This window comes from Rubrivirga litoralis (genome assembly GCF_031846415.1).
Classification (GTDB): Bacteria; Bacteroidota; Rhodothermia; order Rhodothermales; family Rubricoccaceae; genus Rubrivirga; species Rubrivirga litoralis.
Window position 1 is genome coordinate 41148 of sequence record NZ_JAVRHT010000015.1, and the last position, 26062, is coordinate 67209.

Annotated in this window: 25 protein-coding genes, 1 rRNA gene, 1 other RNA gene and 1 pseudogene; 13 read left to right on the forward strand and 15 right to left on the reverse strand. The window is 72.8% G+C overall.

Going from position 1 to position 26062, the window contains the following annotated elements:
• Positions 1-117: 117 nt before the first annotated feature.
• The 6 genes from RM540_RS07895 to RM540_RS07920 form a co-directional block, all read right to left on the reverse strand.
• Positions 118-825, reverse strand: a complete 708-nt coding sequence (locus RM540_RS07895) for a lycopene cyclase domain-containing protein (protein WP_311663054.1) — start codon at positions 823-825, stop codon at positions 118-120.
• Between the two features lie 183 nt (positions 826-1008).
• Positions 1009-2598 carry a sodium:solute symporter gene (locus tag RM540_RS07900; RefSeq protein ID WP_311663012.1) on the reverse strand — a complete coding sequence of 530 codons (1590 nt, stop codon included), beginning with the start codon at positions 2596-2598 and terminating at the stop codon, positions 1009-1011.
• A 269-nt stretch (positions 2599-2867) separates the two neighbouring features.
• Positions 2868-3062, reverse strand: coding sequence for a hypothetical protein (locus RM540_RS07905; protein WP_311663013.1), 195 nt, complete (start codon positions 3060-3062; stop codon positions 2868-2870).
• A 27-nt stretch (positions 3063-3089) separates the two neighbouring features.
• Complete coding sequence (locus RM540_RS07910) at positions 3090-4622, reverse strand: hypothetical protein (protein ID WP_311663014.1); 1533 nt, start codon at positions 4620-4622, stop codon at positions 3090-3092.
• 242 nt (positions 4623-4864) lie between these two features.
• Complete coding sequence (gene folE / locus RM540_RS07915; RefSeq protein WP_311663015.1) at positions 4865-5560, reverse strand: GTP cyclohydrolase I FolE; 696 nt, start codon at positions 5558-5560, stop codon at positions 4865-4867.
• Positions 5550-5957 carry a 6-carboxytetrahydropterin synthase gene (locus tag RM540_RS07920; protein ID WP_311663016.1) on the reverse strand — a complete coding sequence of 136 codons (408 nt, stop codon included), beginning with the start codon at positions 5955-5957 and terminating at the stop codon, positions 5550-5552. Before RM540_RS07920 ends, folE begins: the two co-directional genes overlap by 11 nt.
• 230 nt (positions 5958-6187) lie before the next feature.
• Here RM540_RS07920 and RM540_RS07925 point away from each other — a divergent pair, with 230 nt between their 5' ends.
• From RM540_RS07925 to coaE, 4 genes are all read left to right on the forward strand, one after another.
• Complete coding sequence (locus RM540_RS07925) at positions 6188-6538, forward strand: histidine triad nucleotide-binding protein (RefSeq protein WP_311663017.1); 351 nt, start codon at positions 6188-6190, stop codon at positions 6536-6538.
• A gap of 92 nt (positions 6539-6630) precedes the next feature.
• Complete coding sequence (locus RM540_RS07930) at positions 6631-7440, forward strand: ABC transporter ATP-binding protein (RefSeq protein WP_311663018.1); 810 nt, start codon at positions 6631-6633, stop codon at positions 7438-7440.
• Complete coding sequence (locus RM540_RS07935) at positions 7437-7826, forward strand: four helix bundle protein (protein WP_311663019.1); 390 nt, start codon at positions 7437-7439, stop codon at positions 7824-7826. The genes RM540_RS07930 and RM540_RS07935 overlap by 4 nt, the downstream gene beginning before the upstream one ends.
• Before the next feature lie 48 nt (positions 7827-7874).
• On the forward strand, positions 7875-8468 hold the full coding sequence (coaE, locus tag RM540_RS07940; RefSeq protein ID WP_311663020.1) for a dephospho-CoA kinase: 594 nt from the start codon (positions 7875-7877) through the stop codon (positions 8466-8468).
• 116 nt (positions 8469-8584) lie between these two features.
• On the opposite strand, the gene RM540_RS07945 is transcribed toward coaE, so the two are convergent.
• Positions 8585-9277: a hypothetical protein gene (locus tag RM540_RS07945; RefSeq protein WP_311663021.1), complete on the reverse strand. Its 693-nt coding sequence runs from the start codon at positions 9275-9277 to the stop codon at positions 8585-8587.
• 243 nt (positions 9278-9520) lie between these two features.
• Here RM540_RS07945 and RM540_RS07950 point away from each other — a divergent pair, with 243 nt between their 5' ends.
• Positions 9521-10465, forward strand: coding sequence for a zinc-binding dehydrogenase (locus RM540_RS07950; RefSeq protein ID WP_311663022.1), 945 nt, complete (start codon positions 9521-9523; stop codon positions 10463-10465).
• A gap of 131 nt (positions 10466-10596) precedes the next feature.
• On the opposite strand, the gene RM540_RS07955 is transcribed toward RM540_RS07950, so the two are convergent.
• From RM540_RS07955 to ffs, 3 genes are all read right to left on the reverse strand, one after another.
• Positions 10597-11868: a bifunctional 3,4-dihydroxy-2-butanone-4-phosphate synthase/GTP cyclohydrolase II gene (locus RM540_RS07955; RefSeq protein WP_311663023.1), complete on the reverse strand. Its 1272-nt coding sequence runs from the start codon at positions 11866-11868 to the stop codon at positions 10597-10599.
• A 230-nt stretch (positions 11869-12098) separates the two neighbouring features.
• Entirely contained in the window at positions 12099-12395 is a 297-nt protein-coding gene (gene yajC / locus RM540_RS07960; protein WP_311663024.1) for a preprotein translocase subunit YajC, read from the reverse strand.
• Between the two features lie 40 nt (positions 12396-12435).
• An RNA gene (ffs, locus tag RM540_RS07965) (signal recognition particle sRNA small type) lies at positions 12436-12534 on the reverse strand.
• A 149-nt stretch (positions 12535-12683) separates the two neighbouring features.
• Here ffs and RM540_RS07970 point away from each other — a divergent pair.
• On the forward strand, positions 12684-13829 hold the full coding sequence (locus RM540_RS07970) for a serine hydrolase domain-containing protein (RefSeq protein WP_311663025.1): 1146 nt from the start codon (positions 12684-12686) through the stop codon (positions 13827-13829).
• Between the two features lie 46 nt (positions 13830-13875).
• Here the strand turns inward: RM540_RS07970 and RM540_RS16510 are convergent.
• A pseudogene (locus RM540_RS16510) lies at positions 13876-14049 on the reverse strand (transposase); the annotation flags it as partial.
• A gap of 265 nt (positions 14050-14314) precedes the next feature.
• Here RM540_RS16510 and RM540_RS07975 point away from each other — a divergent pair.
• Complete coding sequence (locus RM540_RS07975; protein WP_311663026.1) at positions 14315-16135, forward strand: hypothetical protein; 1821 nt, start codon at positions 14315-14317, stop codon at positions 16133-16135.
• Between the two features lie 109 nt (positions 16136-16244).
• Here RM540_RS07975 and RM540_RS07980 read toward each other — a convergent pair whose 3' ends face one another.
• Positions 16245-17585, reverse strand: a complete 1341-nt coding sequence (locus RM540_RS07980) for a PQQ-dependent sugar dehydrogenase (RefSeq protein WP_311663027.1) — start codon at positions 17583-17585, stop codon at positions 16245-16247.
• A gap of 153 nt (positions 17586-17738) precedes the next feature.
• On the opposite strand from RM540_RS07980, the gene RM540_RS07985 reads away from it, so the two are divergent.
• Entirely contained in the window at positions 17739-18032 is a 294-nt protein-coding gene (locus RM540_RS07985) for a DciA family protein (protein WP_311663028.1), read from the forward strand.
• 74 nt (positions 18033-18106) lie between these two features.
• On the opposite strand, the gene RM540_RS07990 is transcribed toward RM540_RS07985, so the two are convergent.
• The gene (locus RM540_RS07990; protein ID WP_311663029.1) at positions 18107-18460 is read right to left on the reverse strand and encodes a hypothetical protein; all 354 of its coding nucleotides are present in this window, start codon (positions 18458-18460) and stop codon (positions 18107-18109) included.
• Between the two features lie 163 nt (positions 18461-18623).
• The gene (locus RM540_RS07995; RefSeq protein WP_311663030.1) at positions 18624-19412 is read right to left on the reverse strand and encodes a DnaJ C-terminal domain-containing protein; all 789 of its coding nucleotides are present in this window, start codon (positions 19410-19412) and stop codon (positions 18624-18626) included.
• Positions 19413-19498: 86 nt separating this feature from the next.
• On the opposite strand from RM540_RS07995, the gene accC reads away from it, so the two are divergent.
• Genes accC through pyrR form a run of 4 tightly spaced genes read left to right on the forward strand, consistent with a single transcriptional unit; the run spans position 19499 to position 22876 of the window.
• Positions 19499-21007 carry an acetyl-CoA carboxylase biotin carboxylase subunit gene (gene accC, locus RM540_RS08000; RefSeq protein WP_311663031.1) on the forward strand — a complete coding sequence of 503 codons (1509 nt, stop codon included), beginning with the start codon at positions 19499-19501 and terminating at the stop codon, positions 21005-21007.
• Between the two features lie 9 nt (positions 21008-21016).
• Positions 21017-21490, forward strand: a complete 474-nt coding sequence (locus tag RM540_RS08005; RefSeq protein ID WP_311663032.1) for a Fur family transcriptional regulator — start codon at positions 21017-21019, stop codon at positions 21488-21490.
• Between the two features lie 34 nt (positions 21491-21524).
• Entirely contained in the window at positions 21525-22367 is an 843-nt protein-coding gene (locus RM540_RS08010) for a PhzF family phenazine biosynthesis protein (protein WP_311663033.1), read from the forward strand.
• Positions 22367-22876 carry a bifunctional pyr operon transcriptional regulator/uracil phosphoribosyltransferase PyrR gene (gene pyrR / locus RM540_RS08015; RefSeq protein ID WP_311663034.1) on the forward strand — a complete coding sequence of 170 codons (510 nt, stop codon included), beginning with the start codon at positions 22367-22369 and terminating at the stop codon, positions 22874-22876. Before RM540_RS08010 ends, pyrR begins: the two co-directional genes overlap by 1 nt.
• A gap of 135 nt (positions 22877-23011) precedes the next feature.
• Here pyrR and RM540_RS08020 read toward each other — a convergent pair whose 3' ends face one another.
• Positions 23012-23755, reverse strand: a complete 744-nt coding sequence (locus RM540_RS08020) for a PASTA domain-containing protein (protein ID WP_311663035.1) — start codon at positions 23753-23755, stop codon at positions 23012-23014.
• Between the two features lie 665 nt (positions 23756-24420).
• Between RM540_RS08020 and RM540_RS08025 the strand changes: the two genes are divergently transcribed.
• A 16S ribosomal RNA gene (locus RM540_RS08025) occupies positions 24421-25952 on the forward strand.
• Positions 25953-26062 lie beyond the last annotated feature (110 nt).

The following is a 26062-nucleotide window of genomic DNA, read 5'->3' on the forward strand; positions in this document are numbered from 1 at the left end:
AGGAGCTGGCCGCGATCCCGTCCGGACGGGGCGGGCGCTTGAGCGGGGCGGGCTCGCCCCCCGAAGACAACCCACCGCCCCGCCCTCACAGAGCCGCCACCCCGCCCCCGGCCGCCGTCACGTAGCGACGCGGCGCGCCCCCTCCGGCCGCTCCAGCATCACCAGCCCCTGCGCCACCAGCAGCGTCGTGACGACGAAGAACAGGGCCTCCTCGACCGGGAGGCCCGCGATCTCCCACCCGGTCCGCGTGGCGTCGGTGATGTCCCAGATGCCCTGGCCGATGGCGAAGCGGTCGGCGACCCAGAGGTAGAGCGAGAGCGGGACGACGGTCACGGCCACGAGCCGGCGCCGTGCCCAGACGAGCTCGCCCCCGACCGCCCACATCAGCGCGAGCACCGGGCACGCCCAGGCCAGGATGAGCCCGAGGTAGAGCCAGTGCCCGCCGGCCACGAGCGCCGCGGCGCCGGCCGCCGAGAGCGCCCCGAACACGGCCACGCCCAGCCACCGCGCGCCCCGCTCAGCCGGCGGCGGCACGGGCCACCGCGCCTGGAACAGCCGGAGCCACAGCCCCGCCAGGACCGTCTGGATCACGAAGAACGCGTACTCCTCGACCGGCACCCAGCCGATCGTCGCGAGCACGCGCCCCGGCGGGTACGTCCACACCTCGTGGGCGACGAGGTAGTTGTCCCACGGCGTCGTGTAGACGAACGCGATGCCGACGAGGAGGGCCAGCGGCCCCCACCGCGCCCGCGTCCGCCCCTGGAGGAGCGCGAGGACCACGAGCGGGGGAACGGTAAAGGCGAGGTGGAACTCGAGGTACGTCAGCGGAGCGCGGGGCGGGGCGGGGCAGGACGGCGAGCCCGGAGGGCGGGGCGGTCACGACCGGCGCCCGCCCGCGTTCCCGCCCTCTGGGTCCGCCCCGCCTGGCGCCACCCCGCCCGCGGTGCCCACGCCACCCCGCCCCGCCCGCGGTGCCCACGCCACCCCGCCCCGCCCGGGCGGGGCGGGCTACCAGAACATCCCGACGATCACCGCCGTCAGCGCAACGAGCACGGCCGACTGCACGCGGTAGTTCTTCCAGAACGGGACGCCCTTCAGGTCCTCGGTCTCGGCCCGGAAAAAGGCCGGCGTCCACATGAGCCCCTCCGTCTTTTCGAGCGGGGGCGGGGCGGTCTGGAGGCTCACGACCGCCATGACCGTCATCGAGATCAGGAGCAGGATGGGCGCGAGGTAGAGGAAGTTGAAGACGAGGACCTCCTGGACGCTCAGGACCAGGAAGACCACCGACGCTAGGTGCCCGGCGACGAGCCCCGCGAGCGCGCCGTCGGCGTTGGCGCGCTTCCAGAACACGCCGAGCACGAAGAGGGCGATCGCCGGCGGCGCCACGTACGCCAGCGTCGACTGGATGTAATCCCAGAGCGTGCCGGCGTTGACGATGATCGGGCTCCAGACGATGGCGACCACCATGCACACGCCGGTCACGATCCGCCCGGTCCGGGCCAGCGCCTGCGGCGACGTGTTCGGCCGGTACTTCTTGATAAAGTCCATCGTGATAAGGGTCGAGGCCGCGTTCAGCGTCGAGTCGACAGACGACATGATGGCGGCCACCATCGCCGTCAGCACGAGGGCGCGGAACCCGCCGGGGAGCAGGTCGAACAGGAGCGTCGGGAAGATCTGGTCCGGGTTGGCGACGGCGCCCTCGGGGTAGAGCACGCGCCCGAACGTGCCCGGCATCACCATGAGGAACAGGATGGGCAGCTTGAGGAGCCCGCCGAACAGCGCGCCCCAGCGCCCGTGGTCGAGGTTCTTGGCGCCCAGCACGCGCTGGACCATAAACTGGTTGGTCGTCCAGAAGTAGAACCCGAGCAGGAACACGCCGGTGATGAGCCCGAGCCACGGCATGTCGGGGCTGGAGAGCGGCTGGATGAGCGACAGCTTCTCGTCCGGCGTCACGGCCTTGACGGCTTCCCAGCCGCCCGACTTCTGCCACGCCATGAACGAGACGGCCGCCGCCCCGACCAGGAGCAGCGTGCCCTGGATGGCGTCGGTGTAGACGACAGCCTTGAGCCCGCCGGCGATCGTGTAGGCCCCGGCGATGAGGGCCAGGATCGTCATCGAGATCCACAGCGGGACGTCCGGGTAGAGCAGCTGGACCACGAGCGCCCCGGCGTAGAGCGCCGCCGCCGTGTCGACGATGACCGAGAGGAAGATGGAGATGACCGAGAAGTAGGTCCGGCTGCGGCCGTCGAACCGCTTCTCGAGGAACTCGGGCATCGTGTAGATCCCGCTCGAGAGGTAGAACGGGAGGAAGAACAGCACGAACACCACGAGCACGAGGGCCGCCATCCACTCGTAGTTGTACACCGAGAGCCCGATCCCGCCGTACGCCGCCGACGCCATCCCGATCATCGACGACGACGACAGGTTCGACGCCACGAGGCTGATCCCGATGAGCCCCCACGTGAGCGACCGCCCCGCCAGGAAGTAGTCCTCCCCGTCGTCGGTCCGGCGCGAGAAGTACAGGCCGATCCCGAAGATGACGGCGCCGTAGAGGAGGACGACCGTGATGTCGAGGGTCGTCAGCGTAAAGTCGGGCATGGAGCGGGGCGGGGCGGAAGACGCGTGAAGGTAGCGCATCCTGTGGAAACGCTTCCATGCCTCCGGCTCCACCCCGCCCTGCCGCTCCTCCGCGTGTCCCGGACCGCCAAGCCCGCCGCCTGGCCATGTAGGACGGAGCCGCCTTCACCCAGCCGCATGACTCCGCCGTCGCCCGTGGCGCCGACCCGGCGGTTGCCCGCGGAAAGGACTCCCGGTCGAGCCCCACCCCGCCCCGCCGCAGGGCTCAGTCCATTCTCGGCGCCCCGCCCCTACCGGCGGAGGCGGGCGTTCTCCTTCGTCAGCCGGTCGACCTCGCGGATCGAGCCCGTGAGGTGGGCGCGCAGGTTCTCGTGCTCCTCGCGGAGCGCGTCGAGTTCGCGCTGGAGCCGGTCGATCTCGTCCTTCACCTCGCGGAGGCGGGACGTCGAGACGCGGATCGTGTCCTCTCCTGAGGGGTCGGTCATGCGGGGCGGGGCGGTCGCGGCCGGAAGCTACGGCGCGTTGTCGATGGGCTGCGGCCGGTAGCGGCCGCCGTCGGCCGGCGGCGGGGGCGGGGCGGGGGCCTGCCCGGGAAGCCGCGGGATGTCGGCGCCGGTCACAGGCCGCTCGGTCTCGAGCGTGAGCCGGTAGAGGCCGCCGCCGCCCTGGCCGCCCACGACCACGCGGTAGGCGCCGCCGGACGGGAGCGTAAACCGGATGCGCGCGCGGTCGCCGTCGGGCGCCGCCGGCACGCGCGTCCCGTCGGGGCCGACGAGCACGAGCGTGGGCACGAACCCCTCGGCCCGGACCTCCAGGCGGACCCGGTCGCCGGGCTGCCCGCGGAAGCGGTACGGCCGTGTGGCGCCGACGGCGAGCGTGTCGGAGACCGGCGCCCCAGTCGTGGGCAGCGGCTCGGCCGGCGGCCCGGCCTCCTCGTCCGGCTCCTCGACCTCGGGGGACACGGCGAGCTGGGCCGAGTACGCCCCGCGCTGGCCGGCCGTCCGCGAGCTCACGACGGCCGTGTAGGTCCCGGTTGCTTCGGGCGTGAACGTGTACGTCACGCTCCCGCCGGCGCGGCCGGTCTCGCCGCGGACCGCCCCGCCCGGGCCGGTAATCTCGACGGTCGGCGCGAAGGCCGACGAGCGGACGGTGACGGTGTGCTCGCGGCCCTCGGCGCCTGAGAAGCGGTAGCGGTCGCGGAAGAAGCCGTCGGCGCGCTCGCTGAACTCGCCGAGCGTGGCCGAGACCGACGCGCTGGCCTCGATCGGCCGGACCGGCGCCTCCTGGCGGATGCGGAGGACGTAGTCGCCCGTGTCCTCGGGCCGCCGCGACGTCACGAACAGGCGGTAGAGGCCCGGCCCGCGGAGGTCGCGCACGGCGACGGTCCGCTCGCCCGTGTCCTCGTTGTCGGCGACGGTCTCGGCCGCCACGCGCTCACCCTCGGGCGTCTCGACGGTGAGGTCCGGGAGGAAGTCGCCCGACTGGAGCGTGAACGCGAGGACGAGCCCCGACGAGTCGGCGGCGAACGAGTAGAGGTCCTGGTAGCGCCCGTTCTCGGTGCGGAAGTCCTCGTCGGTCAGCGCGCCCTCGGCCTCGCCGGCCTCGACGATGACGGCCTCCGGCCCCGTCGGCTCGGCCGGCGCGTCGGGGACGGCCTCGACGGGGGCGGGGTCGTCGGTGGAGCGCCCGGTCAGGACCAACCCGCCCACGACGAGCACGACGGCCCCGAGCGCGAGGAGCGCGGGCAGCAGCCACCGCCGCCCGCCCCGCTCGGCGTCCGGGCGGTGCGCCAGGGTAGGGCGCCCGCCGGCGGCCCCGTCGCCGGCGGCGAGCGCGCGCTCGGGGTCCCACGGCGCGGCCGTGTCGTGGCCGTTGGGGCACCCGCCGACGGCCTCCCAGGTCTCGCGCAGCGAGACGGTCCCACACGTCGCGCAGAGCACGACGGCGTTCGTCGGGCGGAACGGGACGCGCGTGAGCGGGTCGGCCTGGCCGGCCCGGAGGAAGCGGGCGTCGGCGGCGGAGTCGAGGCGGTGGAACGCGGGCACGGCGGACCGGGAGGGCGGGGCGGGCGCGGAAGGTAGCGCGGGCGGGGCGGGGGGCTGTTCACGCGCGGCCTGGCCGCCCCGCCCCCGGTGCGGGCGAAGACGGGCGGGGTGGAGTGGGGTGCCGCCCCGCCCGATGCCGCCCCGCCCGGGCGGCGTTGCCCGACGGCGTTGCATGCAACGCCGCTACGACGGCCGCCCCGCCCACGGCGCGGGCGGGGTGGTGCATTCTGCCCGCTGCCCGCTCAGCCCGTGGCGAGGCGCATGAACTCGGCGCGCGTGTCCGTGTTGGTCAGGAAGACGCCGCTCATGGCGCTCGTGGTCGTCATCGAGTTCTGCTTTTCGGCCCCGCGCATCATCATGCACAGGTGCTGGGCCTCGATGACGACGGCCACGCCCTCGGGCTCGAGCACGCGCTGGACGGCGTCGCGGACCTGGAGCGTGAGCCGCTCCTGGACCTGGAGCCGCCGCGCGAACACGTCGACCACCCGGGGGATCTTGCTCAGCCCCACGATCCGCCCGTTCGGGATGTAGCCCACGTGGGCCTTGCCGAAGAACGGGAGCGCGTGGTGCTCGCAGAGGCTGTAGACCTCGATGTCCTTGACGAGCACCATCTCGGAGTAGTCCTCGTCGAAGAGCGCGCTGCGGAGGATTTCGTCGGGGTCGAGGCCGTAGCCGTGCGTCAGGAACTGCCACGACTTCGCCATGCGCTCGGGCGTCTTGAGCAGGCCCTGGCGCTCGGCGTCCTCGCCGGCGAGTTCGATCTGGCGCCGCGCGAGGCCCGCGAGCTCAGCCGCCGTGTCGGCGTGGTAGACGTCCTTGCGCTCGTAGAGGAGCGGGCTCGCGTCGCGGACGGCGAGGTCGCTCGCCCCGCCCGGCCGCCCCGCCCCGTTCGGGCTCTGCGGGTCGGGGGTCTGCTCGTTGGTTTCGTTACTCGCCACGGTACACGACGGAGTTGTTGGGGGTCTCGCGGAGGGCGACCTCGTAGAGGCCGGGCACGTGGGGCGCCAGCTGCTCCCACACGGCCACGGCCAGCGTCTCGGTCGAGGTCTTCTTGCCCTCCAGGAAGGGGACGTCGAGGTTGAGGTTCTTGTGGTCGAGCGGCTCGACGACGCGGTCCTGGATGGTCCGCTTGAGGTCGGCGAGGTCGACCACGAACCCCGTGTCGGCGTCGGGCTCGCCGGCGACCGTCACGTCGAGCTCGTAGTTGTGGCCGTGCCAGTTCGGGCTGTTGCACTTCCCGAACGTCTCCCGATTCCAGTCGTCGGACTTGTTCGGGTTGTGGAGGCGGTGGGCCGCGTTGAAGTGGGCCTTGCGGGTGACATAGACCGTCGGCATGGGGGGCGGGGTGGCGCTGCGGGCGGGGCGGGGTACCCCGGGCGGGCCGGCGTGTTTCGGGGATGGGGTGGGCGGGTGCGACAGAGCGCCGGGGCGCAAGCATGCCGGGGCAGGCTCGGTCTATCGGGCGCCGCCCCACCCCGCTCGCAGCCCGATGGGCGGGGCGGGCACCCTACGCTCCTACGCTCCGCCCGCTTAGCTTGCCCGCCACCCCGCCCGATACGCCTTCCGTGGCCGACTCCACCGAGAAAACCCTCTTCCAGAAGATCGCCGACGGCGAGGTCCCGGCCGACGTCGTCTACCAGGACGACCGGGCCGTCGCCTTCCGCGACATCCACCCGGTCGCGCCCACGCACGTCCTGATCGTGCCCCGGACGCCGATCCCGCGCGCCGACGCCGTCGGCGAGGCCGACGAGGCGCTCGTGGGCCACCTGTTCACCGTCGCCCGCCGCGTGGCCGAGGCCGAGGGGCTCTCCGACTACCGCCTCGTGGTCAACAACGGGGCCGGGGCGGGGCAGACCGTGTTCCACCTCCACGTGCACCTCCTCGGCGGCCGCGACCTCCAGTGGCCGCCGGGGTAGCGGAGGGATAGAGGGATACGGCATGGAGGAATGGGCAGACCCGCCACCCCGCCCCTTCATCCCTCTCCCATCCCTCGATCCCTTCATCCCTCATGATCTCTGTCCAGGACGTCCGCGTCGCGCTCGACGGCACGCCCATCCTGCACGGCGTCTCGTTCGACGTCGCGTCGGGGTCCGTCGCGGGCTACGTCGGGCCGAACGGGGCGGGCAAGACGACGACCATCCGGCTCCTGACTGGCGCGCTCACGCCCGACGCCGGCCGCGTCGTCGTGGGCGGGGTGGACGTCGTGGCCGATCCGGTCGAGGCCAAGCGCCGGTTCGGGTACGTCCCCGAGCACGGCCACCTCTACGAGAGCTTCACGCCGACCGAGTACCTCGCCTTCGTTGGCCGAATGCACCGGCTCGACGAGGCGGCCATCCGCGTGCGGACGGCGGCGCACCTCCGGTTCTGGGGCTTGAGCGAGGCGGCCGACCAGTCGATGACGGGGTTCTCGAAGGGGATGAAGCAGAAGGTTCTGGTCTCGGCCGCGCTCGTCCACGACCCGCCGGTCCTGCTCCTCGACGAGCCGCTGGGCGGCCTCGACGCCCACGCCGTGCTCCAGACGCGCGCGCTGCTCCGCACGCTCGCCGCCCGCGGGCGGACCGTGTTCTACTCGTCGCACCTGCTCGACGCCGTCGAGAAAGTCGCCGACCTCGTGGTCGTGCTCCGCGACGGCCGCGTGATCCAGACGGGCTCGCCCGAGGAGATCACGACGCTCGGCGGCGGCGGCTCGCTCGAAGACGCCTTCGGCAAACTGACCGCCTCGGCCGACGCCTACGACGAGGCCGAGGTCCTGGTCGCGGAGGCGTTTGGGGAGGGCGGGGCGGAGCTGCGAGGTCAGGGCCTCGGAAGGGAAAAGTGAGAAGGGAAAAGGCAGAAGGGGAGGTCCGGTCTGAGCCGCGCGACATCGTCGAGCGGACGGAAGACTTTGCGGTCCGGGCGGTCGGCGTGTTCCGCTACTTGCAAGACCGACCAGACCGGGCGGGGTGGGTCGTTGGGAAGCAGTTTCTCCGCGCGGCCACGTCCGTGGGCGCGAACGTGGAAGAGGCCCAGGACGCGTCGAGCCGGAAGGACTTTGCGCACCGCTACAGCATCGCGTTGCGGGAGGCGAGGGAGTCCCGCTACTGGCTCCGCATCATGCGCAAGACGGAGATGGCCCCGCCCGACCGCCTCGACCCGTTGATCCAGGAGGCCAGCGAGCTCTACGCCATTCTGAGCACCATCGTCAAGAAAGCGAGGGCGGCCTGACCACCCCGCCCCTTCTCACTTTTCCCTTTCTCCTTTTCCCTTCAGACGATGCATTCCCTCGGCGTCACCGGCGGCATCGGTAGCGGCAAGTCGGCGTTCGTCGCCCGGCTGGCGGGGCACGACGGGGTCCGCGTGGTCTACGCCGACGACCTCGCCAAGCGGCTCATGGGCGAGGACGCCGCCGTGCGCGCGGCGCTCGTCGCGCGGTTCGGGGCCGAGACGTACGACGGGGCGGGGCGGCTCGACCGGGCGCACCTCGCCGCCCGCGTGTTCGGCGACGCCGGCGAGCTGGCCGCGCTCAACGCCATCGTCCACCCCGCCGTGCGGCGGGCGCTCGGGGAGGCGCTGGAGGCCGCCCGCGCCGAGGGCGTGCGCCTGCTCGTGTACGAGGCGGCCCTGATCTTCGAGACCGGCGGCGACGAGATCCTGGACGCCGTCGTCGTCGTGGACGCCCCGGTCGAGACGCGCGTCGCCCGCGTGCAGGCCCGGGACGGAGCGACGCGCGACGCCGTCCTCGCCCGGATGCGCCACCAGATCGACCCCGCCGAGGCGCGCCGGCGGGCCGACCTCGTGGTCGTCAACGACGGCGACCTCGACGCGCTCTACGCCGAGGCCGACGCGCTCGCCCGGCAGTACGCGTAGCCGCCCCGCCCCGCCCTTCTGCGAGCGGGGCGGGTACGGACGCCCGCAGCCGTTCAGGAGGACGACGAGCAGAAGGGGCGGGGTGGAGCCACCCCGCCCGGCGGCGACGGCCGGCGCTACTCCTCGACGACGAACGGGATCGAGATCTCGCCGAACGTCTCGCCCGTCCGCGCGTCCACGAGGTCGGCGCGGAACCGGACGCGCGGGGCGCTCGGCGGCACGCGCTCGAAGTAGAGGAACCCGGACACCCGGCCGCCCGGGTCGATCACGCCCTCCGGCAGCGCCTCGCGGACCATCTCCTCGGTCGGGAGCGCGATCTCGCGGTAGGCCGTGTAGTAGCGGTTGTAGTAGAGCGGGTCGTACCCGAACGAGCCCGCGTACGGCGTGAGCGTCGGGTACACCGAGGCGTAGTACGGGGCGACCGTGAACCCGCTGTAGGCGAACCCCGGGGCCGTCACCGGAGCGTAGGCGTCGACGAGGACCGGATCGGCCACGTCGCCCTCGATGCCGTACGGCGGGAGCGCCGCGTAGCGCCCGCCCTGCGGGCTGACGAGCGTGAAGTCGTCGTAGCGGAGCCGGACGGGGAGCCGGCTCCCGTTCTCGATCGTGACGCGGAGGGGCGTGACCTCGGTTTTGACGCGGGCGAGGCCGTCCCACGCCCCGGTCTCCGCCGTCATGCGGACGCCGTCGACGACCTCGACGGCCGTCTCGGGGGCGACGGTCTCGGCGGCCGGGGCCGGCTCGAGTTGGGTGCCGGTCGCCGCGCAGCCGGTGGCGAGAAGGGCAGAGAGGAGGAGCAGCGGTCGCATGGGCGGGGTGGGAAAGAGTCCCCGTCCCACCGGCCGCCCCGCCCCCCGTTCCAGCGCCAAAGACGGTCCTGGAAGTCCGCAGGCGCCGCTCGCGGACTCCCCCAGGACGCGGCCCGGGCCACCGCCCAGACGAGCGTCGGGCGGGGTGGAGATCGCGTCCATCCCGCCCCGCCCCCGAACGCGGGCGCGGGCTCCCCGTTGGCCTCCTTCTGCTCACTTCCGCCCCGCCCTTTGGGTCCGCCTATGCGCGCCGTCGTCCTCGACCAGTTCGGCTCTGCCGACCACCTCCACCTCCGCGACGACGTGGACAAGCCGTCGCCCCGCCGCGGCGAGGTCCTCGTGCACGTCCACGCGACGTCGGTCAACCCGCTCGACACCAAGGTCCGCAAGCAGGGCGGGAGGTACGGGGTCGAGCCGCCGGCCATCCTCGGGTACGACGTGTCGGGCGTGGTCGAGGCCGTCGGCGAGGACGTGGACAGCCTGGTCGAGGGCGACGCCGTGTTCTACACGGCGGCGATCAACGCGCACGGGGCCTACGCCGAGTACCACGTGGCCGAGGCCGGCGACGTCGTCGTGAAGCCGGACAACGTCGAGCACGAGGAGGCCGCGGCGATCCCGCTCGCGGCGTGCACGGCGTACCAGGCGCTCGTCGACCGCGCCCGCGTCCAGGTCGGCGAGACGGTCCTGATCCACGGCGGCGGCGGCGTGGGGCACTTTGCCGTCCAGATCGCCGAGGCCGCCGGCGCGCGCGTCGTGGTCGTCGGCAACGGGGCCATGGAGGACACGCTCCTCGATCTCGGCGCCGACGTGTTCGTCGACTACAAGCGGGGCGGGGCGGTCTCGGCCGTCCTCGACCTCACCGACGGGCTCGGCGCCGACGTCGTCTTCGACACCGTCGGCGGCACGACGCTCGTCGACAGCATCGACGCGCTCGCCCCGCTCGGGCGCATGGTCTCGATCGTGGGCGACGCGACGGGCGACTTTGGGAAGGCCTACCAGAAGAACGCGGCCTTCTTCCCCATGATGATGAAGCGCGACGGGGGCATGATGGACCTCGTCGCCGGCCTCGTCGAGCGCGGCCTCGTCGCCCCGCTCGTGGCCGACGTGCTCCCGCTCGCCGACGCCGCCGAGGCGCACCGCCGGGTCGAGGCCGGCGGCGTCCACGGCAAGCTCGTGCTCACGCCGTAAGGGCGGGGCGGCAATCAGGGGCGTCCACCAGCACCGCCCCGCCCGCGCCGTGAAGGCGGGCGCTCTACGGGCGGGGCGGCGCTCTCACCGGCCCGTCTCCACCCCGCCCGCGCTGGGCGGGGCGGACGGCCTCAGCCGCCGAGGACCGACGACAGCGCGCCGTGGTCGTCGAGCCCGTTGAGGACGTGGCCCATGCGGTCCCGCTTCGTCCGCAGGTAGGCCTCGTTGTGGACGCCGGGCATCACCTCGACCGGGACGCGCTCGACGATCTCGAGCCCGTAGCCCTCCAGCCCGACCCGCTTGGTCGGGTTGTTCGTCATCAGGCGGAGCCGGCGGACGCCGAGGTCGCGGAGAACCTGGCACCCGATCCCGTAGTCGCGGTGGTCGGGCTGGAAGCCCAGCGCCTCGTTGGCCTCGACCGTGTCGAGCCCCTCCTCCTGGAGCTTGTAGGCCCGGAGCTTGTTGAGCAGCCCGATGCCGCGGCCCTCCTGCTTCATGTAGAGGACGACGCCCCGCCCCTCGCGCTCGACCTGGGCCATCGCGTGCGCGAGCTGGTCGCCGCAGTCGCACCGCGCCGAGCCGAAGATGTCGCCCGTCACGCACTGGCTGTGCACGCGCACGAGGACCGGGTCGTCCTCGGTCCACTCGCCCTTGATCAGCGCCAGGTGGACGTCGCCCGTCAGGACCTCCTCGTAGGCCGCGAGCCGGAAGTCGCCGTAGGCCGTCGGCATGGAGACCTCTACGGCCTTGCTCACGAGCGTGTCGCGGCGCATCCGGTACGCGATGAGGTCGCGGATGGTGATGAGCTTGAGCCCGTGCTCGTCGGCGAACGCGCGGAGGTCGGGCGTCCGCGACATGGTGCCGTCGGCGTGCATGATCTCGATGAGCACGCCGGCGGGGCGGAGCCCGGCCAGCCGCGCGAGGTCGACGGCCGCCTCGGTGTGGCCGGCCCGGCGGAGCACGCCGCCGGCCTGCGCCCGGAGCGGGAACACGTGGCCGGGCCGCGCGAAGTCGGTCGGGGCCGCCTCGGAGTCCGCGAGCGCGCGGATGGTCTTGGCCCGGTCGGCCGTCGAGATGCCGGTCGTCGTGCCGTGGCGGTAATCGACGGACACCGTGAACGGCGTCTCGTGGAGCGACGTGTTGACCGGCTCCATCATGGGCAGGTCGAGGGCCGCGGCGCGCTCGCCGGTGATGGCCACGCACATCAGCCCGCGCGCCTCACGGGCCATAAAGTTGACCGAGTCCGGCGTGACGAGTTCGGCGGCGCCGATGAGGTCGCCCTCGTTTTCGCGGTCCTCGTCGTCGACCACGACGACGAGCTTCCCGTTCTGGACGTCTTCGAGGGCCTCCTCGACGGCGTCGAAGCGGACGGAGTCGGGGGCGGGGCGCGTGTCGTCGGCCATGCGGAGCGGACCCGGGCAGCGGGCGGTGGTGCCCCCGGACAACGGGGCGGGGCGGCGCCGTGTGCCCATCCCCGACGAAAGTTCGCCGCCCCGCCCGCGGCGCGCGTCCTGTGGGGCCGCTTGGGAGGCCACCCCGCCCGCCGTTTGAGGAGGCACGAGGTCCGGCAGACCTCCTGAGCTGCGTCCTCGAGTACCTCGTACCCGGTACCCCGTACCTCCCGAAGCCCGATCTAGGCCGCGTCCGGCACCACCTTGTAGGCGATCTTCGCCTTGTCGAACCGGAGCTTCGTCCCGCCGTCGACCTCGGCCAGCACGGTCGCGTCGTCGACCTGGCGGATCGTGCCGTGGATGCCGCCGACGGTCACGACCCGGTCGCCCTTGGTGAGGCTCTCGATAAGCGCCCGGTGCGCCTTGGCCTGCTTCGTCTGCGGCCGGATCATCGTGAAGTACATCACGACGAAGAGGAGGCCGAGGAGCAGGAGCGGGTTGCCGAAGAGGCCGCCGGTGGCCTGGGCGAGGGGGAGCATGGCCGGACGGGTCGCGCGGGCGGGGCGGGGGAAACAGAGTGAGGGCACGCGATCCGTATCGCGCCGCTGCGACTTCCTACCGTTGCTGCCGTCAGGCCCTGGCGGGGTTCGGAAGGAGCTGGCCGTACGGGACGTGCCCTCACTCTGCCGGCGGCGCCCGCGCGTCTAGACGACGGGAGCGGGGCGGCCGGCAGCGCTAAGGTACCGCCCCGCCCGCGGCGGGTTGCGAAACGGCGGGGAAGTCGGAGCGGGCGGGCGGTAGACTTGCGCCGGCACCCGCCCCGCCCCATGCGCCGCCTGACCCTGTTCCTCCTCGTCCTCCTTGCCCACCCCGCCCTCGCTCAACCCGCGGGCGGGGCGGCGGGCGGGGCGGTGCCGCTGGACTCGCTCGACGCCCTGGTCGAAGCGTTCGCCGCCGAGGCCGACCTGCCCTCGGTCGTCGTGGCCGTCGTGCGCGACGGGCGGCGGCAGGTGGCCACGGCCGGCGCCGTCGGCGGCGCGGCGCCGACCGCGCGCACGCCGTACGAGGTCGGCTCGGTCACGAAGGTCGTCACGGCGCTCGTGCTGGCCGAGATGGCGCAGCGCGGCGAGGTCGCGCTCGCGACGCCCGTCGGCGACCTCCTCCCGGACTCGGTGCGCGTCCCCGCGGGCGGGGCGGCGCCGGTCACGCTCGCCGACCTCGCCACGCACACGTCGGGGCTGCCGCGCCTGCCGCCGACGCTCCTCCTCACGGCCGACCCCGGCGACCCGTACGCGGCGTACGGCACGGGCGACCTCTACGCGTTCCTCGACCTGTACGAGCTGCCGCGCGCGCCGGGCGCCGCCTACGAGTACTCGAACCTGGGCGGCGGCCTCCTCGGGCTGGCCCTCACGCGGCGCGCGGGCGGGGCGGACCTGGAGGCCGAGTCGGGCGGGGCGGCGTATGGGGCGCTCGCGCGGGAGCGCGTGCTGGGGCCGCTGGGTATGGACGAGACGGTCGTCGCGGTCCCCGAGGCGCGCGGTCTGGCGCCGGCCGTCGGCCCGTCGGGCGAGCCGGTCCCGCACTGGACCTGGACCGACGCCACGGTCGGCGCGGGCGGCCTGCGCTCGACGGCGGCCGACCTCCTCACGCTCGCCGAGGCCACGATCGCCCCGCCCCCGGACCTCCCCGCCCCGCTCGCGGCGGCGCTCGTGGAGGCGGCCCGTCCGCTCCGCCCGGTGCAGGGCGCGATGCGGATCGGGCTGGGATGGCACGTTCTCCCCGTCGGCCGGCCGGGCGACGGCGTCGTGTGGCACGACGGCGGCGTCGGCGGCGGGTCCAGCTTCGTGGGCTTGGACCGCGAGGCCGGCGTCGGCGTGGTGGTGCTCGCCAACAAGGGCGGGGCGGGCCAGACGGTGACGGCGTTCGGGTTCGGGCTCCTCCGGCGCCTCCTCGGCGCGGCGGGCGACGAATAAGGCGGCGGATCAGCGTCTTGACGCTCGGCTCGTCCGAGAAGACACCGTGGCCGGCAGTGAGCGCGCGGCCGTAGTGACCGTTCTGTTCGCCGCGTCGGCGCTTGGTCCGCTCGCAGTGCTGGGGCTGGAGCTGAGCGGCCGTCTCCTCCTCCGTGATCTGCTCCAGCACGCCCTCGATGGCGTCGCGGAGGCGGTCGTGGGGAGAGGCGGTGGCCTCGTTAGGTGAGGCCGCTGAGAGGCCTCGTCGGTCGGGACGGCTGGAGCCACCAGATTCGCTACGCGACCCGTCGCGGGCGGGGCGGGAGCCCGCTCGACGGTCATTCGGCGGTGCGAGGCGTGATCGGCCCACGCCGCCGGAACGGATGCCCCGCCAAGGCCACCCCGCCTGCGGCGCACCCACGAGCCGCCCCGCCCCGGTGGGCGGGGCGGCGGGCGGCCCGAACGCAGCGATCTTGGCGGCGCCCGCCCCGCCCCCACGACCGCCCGTGCTCACTCCGTCGGCCTTCCGCCTCCTCGCGCTCCTCCTGCTCGCCGCCCCGCCCGCGCTCGCGCAGGCACCGGCCGCCCCGCCCGACACCGCCAGGGGCGGGGCGGACTCCGCGCGCGTCCGCACGGACGTGCCCGCGGCGCCGCAGACGCCGGCGCAGCAGGCGCTCGCCCGCGTCCGCGCGGCCGTCGCGGACTCGTCGGCGTTCGCGCCGGTCGGTCCGCACGCGCCGCTCCCTGCCGCCCTCGCCGGCGTGGTGTGGGCCGCCCCGCCCGACGCGGCGGCGGCCGTCGACGACCTCCTCGCGATCCGCCGGGCCGGCGCGCGGAGCGTGCGGACGGGACTCGTGGAGGACCCCATCGTGCTGGAGGCGGCGACGCTCCTCGGGCTCTCGCTGTGGCAGGACCTGCCCGTCGAGAATCTCCCCGCCCCGTTTCTCGTGGCCCGGACGCGCGAGGTCGCCGGCGTGCTGGCCGAGGCGCTCGACCGCGCCCGGCCCTACGCGGCGGCCCGCCACTTTGGGCTCGCGCAGGGGAGCGACACGAGCGACCGGCGCGCGCGCGCCTACTTCGAGGCGCTCACGGCGCTTGTGCGCGAGCGCGGGGCGCCGGGGACACAGACCTACTACACGAGCCGGTTCATCGGCGACGACCGGGCGGGGCGAACGGTCGACGTGGTCCTCCTCGACGCCCGCGACCGCGACCCCGTCGCGGCGCTCCGCGCGTGGCGGGCGCGGCACGAGACGCCCGTCGGGCTGGCGTCGGTCGGGGCCGGCGTGCGGCCGGGGCGGGGCGGCGGGTGGCGGACGCCGGGGAGCGAGGCGGCTCAGGGCCGCGCGCTCGAGACGGCCTTCAACGAGCTCGGCGCGGTCCAGCCGGCGCCGGCCGTCGCGTTCGTGTACCGCTGGCGCGACGCGACCGACGCGCTCCCCCAGGACCCCAGCGCCGAGGTGGCCGGGACGCGGTTCGGCCTCCTCGCCGAGAGCGGCGAGCCCCGCCCCGCCCTCGACGTCGCGAGCGGGTTCTGGTCGGGCAGCCAGCGCGTGTTCGCCTTCGACGCCGGTGCGCCTGTGAGCCGCGTGCCCGGCGTGTCGCCGGTGCTCCTGCTCGGATGGGGGCTGGTCCTCGGGCTGGGCGTGCTGTACGCGACGGTCCCCCGCATGGGCGCCCTCGTCCCGCGCTACTTCGGCCGCCGCGACCTCTACCGGGACGCCGTCAAGCGCGGGTTCGACCTCTCGGTGTCCGAGACCTCGGGCCTCGCGGCGCTGCTCGCGTTCTCGGCCGGCGTGGTCGGCGCCTCCACGCTGCGCGCGCTGGGGCGCACGGACACGCTCTCGGCCGCGACGGCGGGGTGGCCGGCGGGCGCGCAAGACCGGCTGATCGCGCTGATCGGCCAGCCCCTCGTGCTCGTGCTCCTGCTGGCGCTGGGGTACGGGGCGTGGCTCCTGCTCAACGTCGTCTGGCTCAACGTGCTGGCCGGGCGCCGCCGCATCCGCCCCGGTCAGGCGCTCTCGCTGGCCGTGTGGTGCCGGTGGGCGTGGCTCCCGCTGATGGTCGTCGCCCTCGTGCTCGCGAGCGTCGACGCCGGGCTGGCGACGGTCCTGGCCCCGACACTCCTCGTCGTCGCCGTCTTGATCGAGGTCGTCGCGGGGTACCGGATGGCGTGGGATCTGCAGTCGATCAAAGCCGTGCCTCCCACGCGGGCCGTCCTCTTCGGGTTCGGGCTCCCGTTCGTGCTCGCCCTCGGCGGCCTCGTGTGGGTCGCCCTCGTCTCCCGCGACGAGGCCGCCTTCCTCTGGCACCTCGCGACGAGGGCGTAGCAGACCGCCCCGCCCACCGTGCCCCGCCCATCGTTGAGGAGCGGGCGGGGCGGCGGACGGTTCCCTCGGCCACCCCGCCCATGAGCCTGGGGGCGGGGCGGAGGGCTCGTTATCCGGTGTAGCTCACGCGGTAGATCCGGCCGTTGGCCTCCTCCGTCACCAGGAGCGAGCCGTCGGGGAGGACGAGGACGCCCACGGGGCGGCCCCACGTCGTCGGGCCGGCGGGGTCGATCAGGAAGCCGGTCAGGAAGTCCTCGTAGGTGCCGGTGGGGCGGCCGTCCTCGAACGGGACGAACACGACCTTGTAGCCCGTGCCCTGGCTCTTATTCCACGAGCCCCGGAAGGCGACGAACGCCCCGCCCTGGTAGCGCGCGGGGAATGAGGCCGCCCCGCCTGCGGTCGTCGCGCCGGTCGGGTAGAAGGCGAGGCCGAGCGCGGCCGAGTGCGACTCGAACAGGACGTCCGGCGCGACGGTCTGCGCGGCGAGGTCCGGCCGCTCGCTCTGGCCGTCGTCGGTGCGGCGCGGGTCGAGGTTGTCCGGCGTGAAGTAGGCGTAGGGCCAGCCGTAGAACCGGGGCTCGCCGTCGGCGCCCGCGCCGATCGACGTGAGGTAGTCCGGGACGAGGCCGTCGCCCAGGCGGTCGCGCTCGTTGACCGTCACGTAGGGCACGCCCGTGGCGGGGTGGAAGTCGAGGCCGACCGGGTTGCGGAGCCCGAACGACACCGTTTCCCGCCCCGCCCCGCCCGGCGTGATGCGGAAGACCGAGGCGCGCGGAAGCTCCTCGGGGTCCACGTTCGACTCGGACCCGACGGTCACGTAGAGGCTGTCGCCGTCGGGGCTCGCGACCACGTTGCGCGTCCAGTGCTGGTTGTAGCCCCCGCCCGGGAGGTCGGCGATGACCGTGCCCTCGCCCTCCAGCCGCCCCGCCCCCGGCGCGTACGGGTAGCGGCGGACCTCGCTCGTGTTGCCGACAAAAAAGGCGCCGTCCGCGAAGGCCATGCCCATCGGCAGGTCGAGCGCGTTCGCGTCCGCGGTCGCGAACGTCTCGCGGTCCTCGGCCACGCCGTCGCCGTCGGCGTCCTGGAGGCGGAGGATCGTGTTCTCGCGGCTCGCGGCGAGGAGCACGCTGCCGTCGGGCGCCAGCGCGAGCCACCGCGGGCTCTCCAGGTCGTCGGCCCACACCTGCACGGCGAAGCCGGCCGGCACGCGGAGAAAGGCGTCGTCCGGCACGTCGACCACGTCCGGCCCCTTCCGCACCGACTCCGACGCGAACGGCTCGGGCAGCTCGTCGACCGTGATCCGGATGGGCGCCGGCGCGAGCGTCTCGGTGCGGACGGCCTGCGGGAGGTCCGTCGAGTCGGCCGCCGCGTAGTCGTCGGCGGGCGGGGCGGGGGCGCTCGGGGCCGACGAGCAGGCGGCGAGCAGGGCGGCGAGGAGGACGGGGCGCATGGGCAGATCGGAGGGCGGGGTGGGACGACGTACAGGTCGGTACAGGGTACTCGGTACGAGGTACGCGCGCGTCGAGCCCAGATTAGGCCGTACCTCGTACCCGGTACCGACCCGGAGGGGGCTCTAGTTTGCAACGCCCCGCCCCTCCGTTCTGTGCCCTCGTCCAACGACCCGCAACCGCTCGGGGCCGTCCTCGCCGACCTCGTCGACCGCTACGGCTACCGCGAGCGGTTCGACGCCGCCCGCGCCGTCGAGGCGTGGCCCGTCGTGGCCGGGCCGTCCATCGCCGGCGTCACCGAGCAGGTGTGGATGCGGCACGGCGCGCTCCACGTCAAGGTCCGCTCGGCCGCGTGGCGGCACCAGCTCCAGTTCCAGCGCGCGGCCTGGCGCGAGCGGATGAACGACCATCTCGGCCGCGAGGTCGTTGACGAGGTCCAGTTCCGCTGACGCGGGCGGGGTGGGAGCCTCGGGGTCTCCGCCGCCGGCCGCCCCGCCCGAGCCGCCCCGCCCTCCGGTCGCCTTTAGATCCGGGCGCCCCACCTCCCGTAGTCGGTCCCCGACCAGACGGTCAGGAGGACGACGCCCATCGCGAGGAAAAACCAGAACGCGGCGCCGTTGAACAGGAACGCCGCCGCCGCTACGAGCGCCCCGCCCACGGCCAGCTCGACCGTCCCGTGCGTCGAGAACCGCACCACGCGCACGAGGCCCATCGGGAACGCCGTCGCCAGCGTCAGCGCGAGGTGGACGACGGCGAGCAGGTACGACAGCCCGGCTGCCAGCCCGGTGAGCCCGAACGCGAGCGGGCCGAGCGCGAACACGGCGACCGCGATGTAATCGAGCAGCCCGTGCGTGCGGGGCGAGATCGGCTTGCGCATGGGCGGACCCAAAGGGCGGGGTGGGGCAGGCAAGATCGCGCGCCCGCCCCGCCTGGAGGCAGACCGCCCCGCCCAAACACAGGGCGGGGCGGACATCGGCGTAGGGACACCATGCATGGTGTCCGTACAGGATGGCGGGGCGGGGTGGAGGCCGCCCCCCCCCTTACAGCAGGCCGATCTCGCGGGCCGTCCGCTCGAGCGCCTCGCGCTGCGCGTCCGTGAGCGACCGCGGCACCGTCACCTGGACTTCGACGAACAGGTCGCCCGTGCGCCGCCGCGTCGCCACGCCCTGGCCGCGCAGGCGAAGCCGCTCGCCGGGCTGCGTGCCGGGCGGGATGTGGACCTTGATCGTCTGCCCGTAGGCGTTCGTGATCGACCGGGTCGTGCCCACGATCGCCTCCAGGGCCGAGACCGTCTCGACGCGGTGGAGGTTTTCGCCCTCGCGCCGGAACCGCTCGCTGGGGTCGACGCGGAACGTGACGTAGAGGTCGCCCCGCCCGCCGTCGCTCGCCGGCCGGCCCTGCCCGCGGACGCGCACCTTGAGCCCGGGCCGCACCCCGACCGGGATCCCCAGCCGGACCGGCTCGCCGCCGGGCACGCGGACTTCGGTCGTGCCCCCGCGGAGCGCCTGGTCGAACGTGAGCCGGACCTGCGCCTCCACGTCAGCGCGCGCGCCGCTCGGAGAGGCGCCGGGCTGGAACAGGGGGGACCCGAGGGCGAGGCGGGCGAACGGGTCCAGGCGCTCGCGGTCGTAGGCCTGCCGCTGGGCCGGATCGGAGAGGACGGAGTACGCTTCCTGAAGGCCCTTAAACCGCTCCTCGGCCGTGCCGTCCCCGCGGTTCTGGTCGGGGTGGTACTGCCGGGCCAGGCGCCGGTACGCGACTTTTACGGCCTCCGCACTCGCGCCTTCGGCGAGCCCGAGGAGGAGGTAGTAGTCGGTATCTTGAGGCATCGGACGGGCGCGACGGCCGGGGTGGGGGAGCCGGGCGCGGGAGGACCTCGTACAGATTGTATGCCAGCCGTTCCAGGACCGCCGTTATGACACCCCGCCGTCTCCAGAAGGTTCTCGTCGCCAACCGAGGCGAGATCGCTGTCCGCGTCATGCGCACGTGCCGCGAGCGCGGGATCGCGACCGTCGCCGTCTACAGCGAGGCCGACCGCGACGCGCTCCACGTCCGCCTCGCGGACGAGGCCGTCGAGATCGGGCCGCCGCCGTCGTCCGAGTCGTACCTCGTGGGCGGGGCGGTCCTGGACGCGGCCCGCCAGACGGGCGCCGACGCCGTCCACCCGGGCTACGGGTTCCTGAGCGAGAACGCCGCCTTTGCCCAGGCGTGCGGGGAGGCCGGGCTCGTCTGGATCGGCCCGCCGCCCGAGGCCATCCGCCTCATGGGCGACAAGACCGAGGCGCGCAAGCTGATGCAGGCGGCCGGCGTCCCGATGGCGCCCGGCACGCCCGACGCCATCGCCGAGGCGGCCGAGGCCGAGCGCGTGGCCGGCGAGATCGGCTACCCCGTCCTCGTCAAGGCCGCGGCCGGCGGCGGCGGCAAGGGGATGCGCGTCGTCGAGCGCCCCGAGGACTTCCGCGCCGGCTTCGAGCGCGCCACGAGCGAGGCCGAGAGCGCGTTCGGCGACGGCCGCGTCTACGTCGAGAAGTACCTCGTCGGGCCGCGCCACGTCGAGATCCAGGTCCTGGCGGATGCCCACGGCAACGTGGTCCACCTGTTCGAGCGCGAGTGCTCGATCCAGCGGCGCCACCAGAAGGTGATCGAGGAGGCCCCGAGCGCCGTGCTCACGCCGGACCTGCGCGCGGCGATGGGCGAGGCCGCCGTGCAGGCCGCCCGCGCCTGCGACTACGTCGGCGCCGGGACGGTCGAGTTCCTGCTCGACGGCGGCGCGTTCTACTTCCTCGAGATGAACACGCGGCTCCAGGTCGAGCACCCGGTGACGGAGATGATCACGGGCCTCGACCTCGTCGCCGAGCAAATCCGCATCGCCGAGGGCGAGCCGCTGGGCTACGGCCAGGACGACGTGCGGATCTGGGGCCACGCCGTCGAGTGCCGCGTCTACGCCGAGGACGTGCCGGCCGGGTTCCTCCCCGCCCCCGGCCCGCTCCTCCGGCACCGCCCCGCCGCCGGTCCGGGCGTGCGCGTCGACGCCGGCGTCGAGGAGGGCGACGAGGTGCCGGTGTACTACGACCCCATGGTGTCGAAGCTGGTCGCGTGGGGCCGCACGCGCGACGAGGCCATTGCGCGGATGGACCGGGCGCTCGGCGAGTACGACGTGGCCGGCGTCCGCACGACGATCCCGTTCTGCCGCTACGTCATGGGCCACCCCGCCTTCCGCTCGGGCGACTTCGACACGGGCTTCGTGGCCGAGCACTTCGACGCGTCCGCGCTCGCCCCGTCGCCCGACGCCGAGCGGACGGCGCTCCTCGCCGCCGGCCTCGAAGCGCTGGGGCGGGGCGGGGCGCCCACCAACGCCGCGGGCGACGGCGCCCGATCCCCCACCGCGCCCGCCGTGAGCCGGTGGGCGCGCCGCCGGAGGTAACTTGCCCCCATGTCCCTGACGACCACCCAACTCGGAGAAGTCCGCGCCCAGTTCCTCGCGTTCCTGAAGGAGCGCGGGCAGCGCCGCACGCCCGAGCGCCTCGCCGTGCTCGACGCGCTCTACGCGACGAACGACCACGTGGACGCCGACACGCTCTTTGCCCGCCTCAAAGAGGGCGGGGCGACGGTCAGCCGGGCGACCGTCTACAACACGCTCGACCTGCTCATCGAGAGCGACCTCGCGGTGCGCCACCAGTTCGGCCAGCAGCAGGCGAAGTACGAGCGGGCCTACGCCTACTGGCAGCACGACCACCTGATCTGCGAGGACTGCGGCGAGATCCTCGAGTTCTGCGACCCGCGCCTCCAGGAGATCCAGGAGTCCGTGGCCGAGATCTACGGGTTCGACGTGGCCCGCCACGCGCTGACGGTCTACGGCCACTGCCGCCGCGAGGCGTGCCCGAACCGCACGGCCGAGGCCGCCTGAGCGGGGCGGCCCCCGACCTACGCCCACCCCGCCCGTGACCGTCACCACGATCGACGCCTTTGCGGACCGGCCGTTCAGCGGCAACCCGGCCGCCGTGTGCGTCCTCGACCGCCCCGCGCGGGACGGTTGGATGCAGGCGCTGGCGGCCGAGATGAACCTGTCCGAGACCGCGTTCGTGACGCCGGGCGGGGCGGGCGAGCCGTTCGGCCTCCGCTGGTTTACGCCGACCGTCGAGGTCGACCTGTGCGGCCACGCCACGCTCGCCGCCGCCCACCTCTTGTATGAGAGCGGCCGACTGGGGGCGGACGACGAGGCCCGCTTCGACACGCGGAGCGGCCGCCTGAGCGTCCGGCAGGTGCGGGCGGGACGCAAGCCGCCGGGACGCAAACCGTCGGGGCGGTACGCGATGGACTTTCCCGCCACCCCGCCCGAGGCGGCCGACCTCCCCGGCGGCTTTGCCGAGGCGTTCGGCGTCGAGCCGGTGTGGGCGGGGCGGAGCCGGTTCGACTGGTTCGCCGTGCTAGAGAGCGAGGCGGCCGTCCGCGCTCTCGACCCAACGGCGGCCGACGTCGAGGCGCTCGGCCTGCGCGGCGTGATCGCGACGGCCCGCGCCGCGAGCGACGGCGTCGACGTGGTCTCGCGCTTTTTCGCCCCCAACGCCGGCGTCGTCGAGGACCCGGTGACGGGCTCGGCCCACTGCGCCATCGGTCCCTACTGGGCCGACGCACTCGGCACCGACGCGCTCGCGTGCTACCAAGCCTCGGCCCGGGGCGGGGCGGTCGACGTCCGCGTCCGCGGCGACCGCGTCGAGCTGGAGGGCGGGGCGGTGACGGTCTACCGCGCCGAACTTGCCCCGTCCGCCCACCCCGCCCCGTAGTGGCCCGCACCGTCCTCCTCGCGCCCGAGCGCGTCCGCCGCACCGTCACGCGACTGGCCTACGAGGTCATCGAGCGCAACCGCGGCGTCGAGGGCCTCGTCGTGTTCGGGCTGAAAGAGCGGGGCCTCGCGCTCGCCCGCCACCTCGCGGACGCGCTCGGCCAGGCGACCGGCACCGACGTGGAGGTCCACCCCCTCGACATCTCGGCCTCCCGCGACGACCGCCCCGACGCCGCCCCGCCCGCGCTCCCCGACGGCGCCCCGAGCGCCGAAGGCCGCGACGTGCTCCTCGTCGACGACGTCCTGTTCACCGGCCGCACGGCCCGCGCCGCCCTCGACGCCGTCCTTCAGTACGGGCGCCCCCGGACGATCCGGCTCGTGGTCCTCATCGACCGCGGCCACCGCGAGGTCCCCGTCCACCCCGACTTCGTCGGCCGCGTCGTCCCCACCAAGCACGCCGAGCGCGTCGTGGTCGACCCCGCGCGTCCGGCCGTCTACCTCGAAGACTGAGGGCGGGGCGGCGCAAGGCAGGCCGCTTTTCCACCCCGCCCCGCGCGCTCCGCGTATCAAGGCATCGTTCGCACGGGCGGGGCGGCGAGCGACCACCCCGCCCGCCTTCGACGACGCGGGGGCGGGGCGGCCCCTCTACTCGGTATAGATGCGGACTTCCTCGCCCGGGTTGAGCCGCTCGCCCCGCTCGGGCTCCTGGCGGACCACCTCCCCGCCCTCGGCGCGCGGCGAGTCCACGAACAGCCCCACCGACCGGAGGCGGTCCCGCGCCTCGGTCGCCGAAACGCCGACGACGTTGGGCACCGTCACCTCGCGCGAGTTGTCGACGCCCGGGCTGATCCAGAGCGTCAGCCGCGTCCCGATCGGCACCTGCCGCTCCTCACCCGGCTCCTGCCGCGTAACGGTGTTCTCGTACGGCGTCCGTACCGTGTCCATCTCGACGCGCCCGACCGCGAGCCCGGCCTCCTCGATCTCCGTCCGCGCCGTGCCTTCCGAGAGCGACACCACGCGGGGAACCGGGACGAGCTCCTTGGGGCTCACGTTGACGTAGTAGTAGATGCGGCGGCCGGGCTTCACCTGCGTCCCCGCTACCGGGCTCTGCTCGACGACAATGTCCGGAGCCACGTTCGGGTTGTACGGCTGCTCGTCGTACGTGCCCTCAAGCCCCGAGAGCAGAAGCGAGCGCTCGGCCTCGGCCGGCTCCATCTCGCGGACATCGGGGACGGCGACGGTCGCGTCGTGCCGCGTCCAGATCGGCATGATGGCGTAGTTGAACAGGAGGACGAACACGGCAAGGCCAACAGCGATCGCGGCGAGGCCGATCCAAAAGACTCGATCGGTTACGACTGACCGGGGACTGTCCGAACGAGAGCGAGACATGGGCGGGGCGGGGCGGTCCAGGGGGGATCTCAGGTGTCTTTGGAAGATACCGGCTGGGGGGCACCGAACAGGCTCACAGCTCCCTCACTCCCTCTCCACCGGACGTTGATAGGAGGGGGGAGAAAGGCCGCGTATCATGGCACACGCCGACGAGGGAACGGTCGCACTCGCGACTCCACCGCCGGCTCTGTTCTCTGCTCGATGACGGTCCAGACGATGAGGCCAAGCGCACGGCAAAGGGTTTGTGAACCCGGCCAAGCGACTTGACTCAGCCCCTCGTCTCTCCGTACCCTGGTCATCCCCGCAGCGAACGCTGCGAGGCGGGCTTCGCAACCGGCAGTGGCCGGGTCCTCGGGTCAACTGAGAAGAGAACGCGAAGCACTTGACATCGGCTACGGACTCCGTAGTTTGGCAGAACGCGCCGAAAGCGAGGCCGGTTTCACCGGCTCACCTGGAAGCCCTGTACTTTGAAAGATTGGAAGCATAGCGAGCCCTCGTCGGCCGCCATCGCCTCGGCTTCGGCCGGGTCGTAGCGGACAGACGAGACAAGTCAACCCGGACCTCTTTGAGGTCCAAAACAAGCTCAACAGCAGGCTATGGCCGAGAGGTCATGGCAACTCGATCCCTGATTCGGTCTTTGGACCGTGCAGGAGATCATTCTCTCTACTACGGAGAGTTTGATCCTGGCTCAGGACGAACGCTGGCGGCGGGCTTAACACATGCAAGTCGAACGAGAAGCCGGGGCTTGCCCCGGTGGACAGTGGCGCACGGGTGAGTAACACGTAGGCAATCTGCCCTCAGGTGGGGAATAACCTCGGGAAACCGAGGCTAATACCACATAACGTCGAAGGACCGCATGGTCCATCGATCAAAGGCTTCGGCCGCCTGGGGATGAGCCTGCGTCGGATTAGCTAGTTGGTGGGGTAACGGCCCACCAAGGCAACGATCCGTAGCGGGTCTGAGAGGATGATCCGCCACACTGGCACTGAGACACGGGCCAGACTCCTACGGGAGGCAGCAGTGAGGAATATTGCGCAATGGAGGAAACTCTGACGCAGCCACGCCGCGTGCAGGAAGACACCCCTCAGGGGCGTAAACTGCTTTTGTACGAGAAGAACACCCGCCTTCGAGCGGGTCTGACGGTATCGTACGAATAAGGACCGGCTAACTCCGTGCCAGCAGCCGCGGTAATACGGAGGGTCCAAGCGTTGTCCGGAATCACTGGGTGTAAAGGGTGCGCAGGCGGGCGTGTAAGTCAGGGGTGAAAGCCACCGGCCCAACCGGTGAATTGCCCTTGATACTGCACGTCTTGAGTCCCGGAGAGGCTATCAGAATTCGTGGTGTAGCGGTGAAATGCGTAAATATCACGAGGAATACCAGAAGCGTAGGCGGATAGCTGGACGGGTACTGACGCTCAGGCACGAAAGCGTGGGGAGCGAACAGGATTAGATACCCTGGTAGTCCACGCCGTAAACGATGGATGCTCGATGTTGCACCGCTTCAGGTGCAGTGTCCAAGCTAACGCGTTAAGCATCCCACCTGGGGAGTACGATCGCAAGGTTGAAACTCAAAGGAATTGACGGGGGCCCGCACAAGCGGTGGAGCATGTGGATTAATTCGATGCAACGCGAAGAACCTTACCCAGGCTCGAACGCTACCGGACAGGTCCTGAAAGGGACCCTTCTTCGGACTGGTAGCGAGGTGCTGCATGGCTGTCGTCAGTTCGTGTCGTGAGATGTTGGGTTAAGTCCCGCAACGAACGCAACCCCTATCGTTAGTTACCAGCGGGTCAAGCCGGGGACTCTAACGAGACTGCCTGCGCAAGCAGTGAGGAAGGTGGGGACGACGTCAAGTCATCATGGCCCTTACGCCTGGGGCTTCACACGTGCTACAATGGCCGGTACAATGGGCAGCCACCCCGCGAGGGGGCGCGAATCCACAAAGCCGGTCTCAGTTCGGATCGGAGTCTGCAACCCGACTCCGTGAAGCTGGAATCGCTAGTAATCGCGTATCAGCAATGACGCGGTGAATACGTTCCCGGGCCTTGTACACACCGCCCGTCAAGCCATGGAAGTCGAGGGCGCCCGAAGTCCGTGACCCAACCTTAGGGAGGGAGCGGCCGAAGGTGAACTCGGTAACTGGGGCTAAGTCGTAACAAGGTAGCCGTACCGGAAGGTGCGGCTGGATTACCTCTCACAGAGCTCGACGCTCCTCTGGCCGCGCGGCAACGCCGCAGCGTCCGACGAAGGCTCGCTATGCTTCCCTCTTTCACTCCAGTTCTTTTTGGATACTGTAGGTCTGCTCCCA

Bases quoted from the DNA above. Each gene is read 5' to 3' on its own strand.
- RM540_RS07900 (WP_311663012.1), bottom strand. From the start codon at position 2,598: ATGCCCGACTTTACGCTGACGACCCTCGACATCACGGTCGTCCTCCTC.
- RM540_RS07905 (WP_311663013.1), bottom strand. From the start codon at position 3,062: ATGACCGACCCCTCAGGAGAGGACACGATCCGCGTCTCGACGTCCCGC.
- RM540_RS07920 (WP_311663016.1), bottom strand. From the start codon at position 5,957: ATGCCGACGGTCTATGTCACCCGCAAGGCCCACTTCAACGCGGCCCAC.
- RM540_RS07930 (WP_311663018.1), top strand. From the start codon at position 6,631: ATGATCTCTGTCCAGGACGTCCGCGTCGCGCTCGACGGCACGCCCATC.
- coaE (WP_311663020.1), top strand. From the start codon at position 7,875: ATGCATTCCCTCGGCGTCACCGGCGGCATCGGTAGCGGCAAGTCGGCG.
- RM540_RS07945 (WP_311663021.1), bottom strand. From the start codon at position 9,277: ATGCGACCGCTGCTCCTCCTCTCTGCCCTTCTCGCCACCGGCTGCGCG.
- RM540_RS07950 (WP_311663022.1), top strand. From the start codon at position 9,521: ATGCGCGCCGTCGTCCTCGACCAGTTCGGCTCTGCCGACCACCTCCAC.
- RM540_RS07955 (WP_311663023.1), bottom strand. From the start codon at position 11,868: ATGGCCGACGACACGCGCCCCGCCCCCGACTCCGTCCGCTTCGACGCC.
- yajC (WP_311663024.1), bottom strand. From the start codon at position 12,395: ATGCTCCCCCTCGCCCAGGCCACCGGCGGCCTCTTCGGCAACCCGCTC.
- RM540_RS07970 (WP_311663025.1), top strand. From the start codon at position 12,684: ATGCGCCGCCTGACCCTGTTCCTCCTCGTCCTCCTTGCCCACCCCGCC.
- RM540_RS07980 (WP_311663027.1), bottom strand. From the start codon at position 17,585: ATGCGCCCCGTCCTCCTCGCCGCCCTGCTCGCCGCCTGCTCGTCGGCC.
- RM540_RS07990 (WP_311663029.1), bottom strand. From the start codon at position 18,460: ATGCGCAAGCCGATCTCGCCCCGCACGCACGGGCTGCTCGATTACATC.
- RM540_RS07995 (WP_311663030.1), bottom strand. From the start codon at position 19,412: ATGCCTCAAGATACCGACTACTACCTCCTCCTCGGGCTCGCCGAAGGC.
- accC (WP_311663031.1), top strand. From the start codon at position 19,499: ATGACACCCCGCCGTCTCCAGAAGGTTCTCGTCGCCAACCGAGGCGAG.
- RM540_RS08005 (WP_311663032.1), top strand. From the start codon at position 21,017: ATGTCCCTGACGACCACCCAACTCGGAGAAGTCCGCGCCCAGTTCCTC.
- RM540_RS08020 (WP_311663035.1), bottom strand. From the start codon at position 23,755: ATGTCTCGCTCTCGTTCGGACAGTCCCCGGTCAGTCGTAACCGATCGA.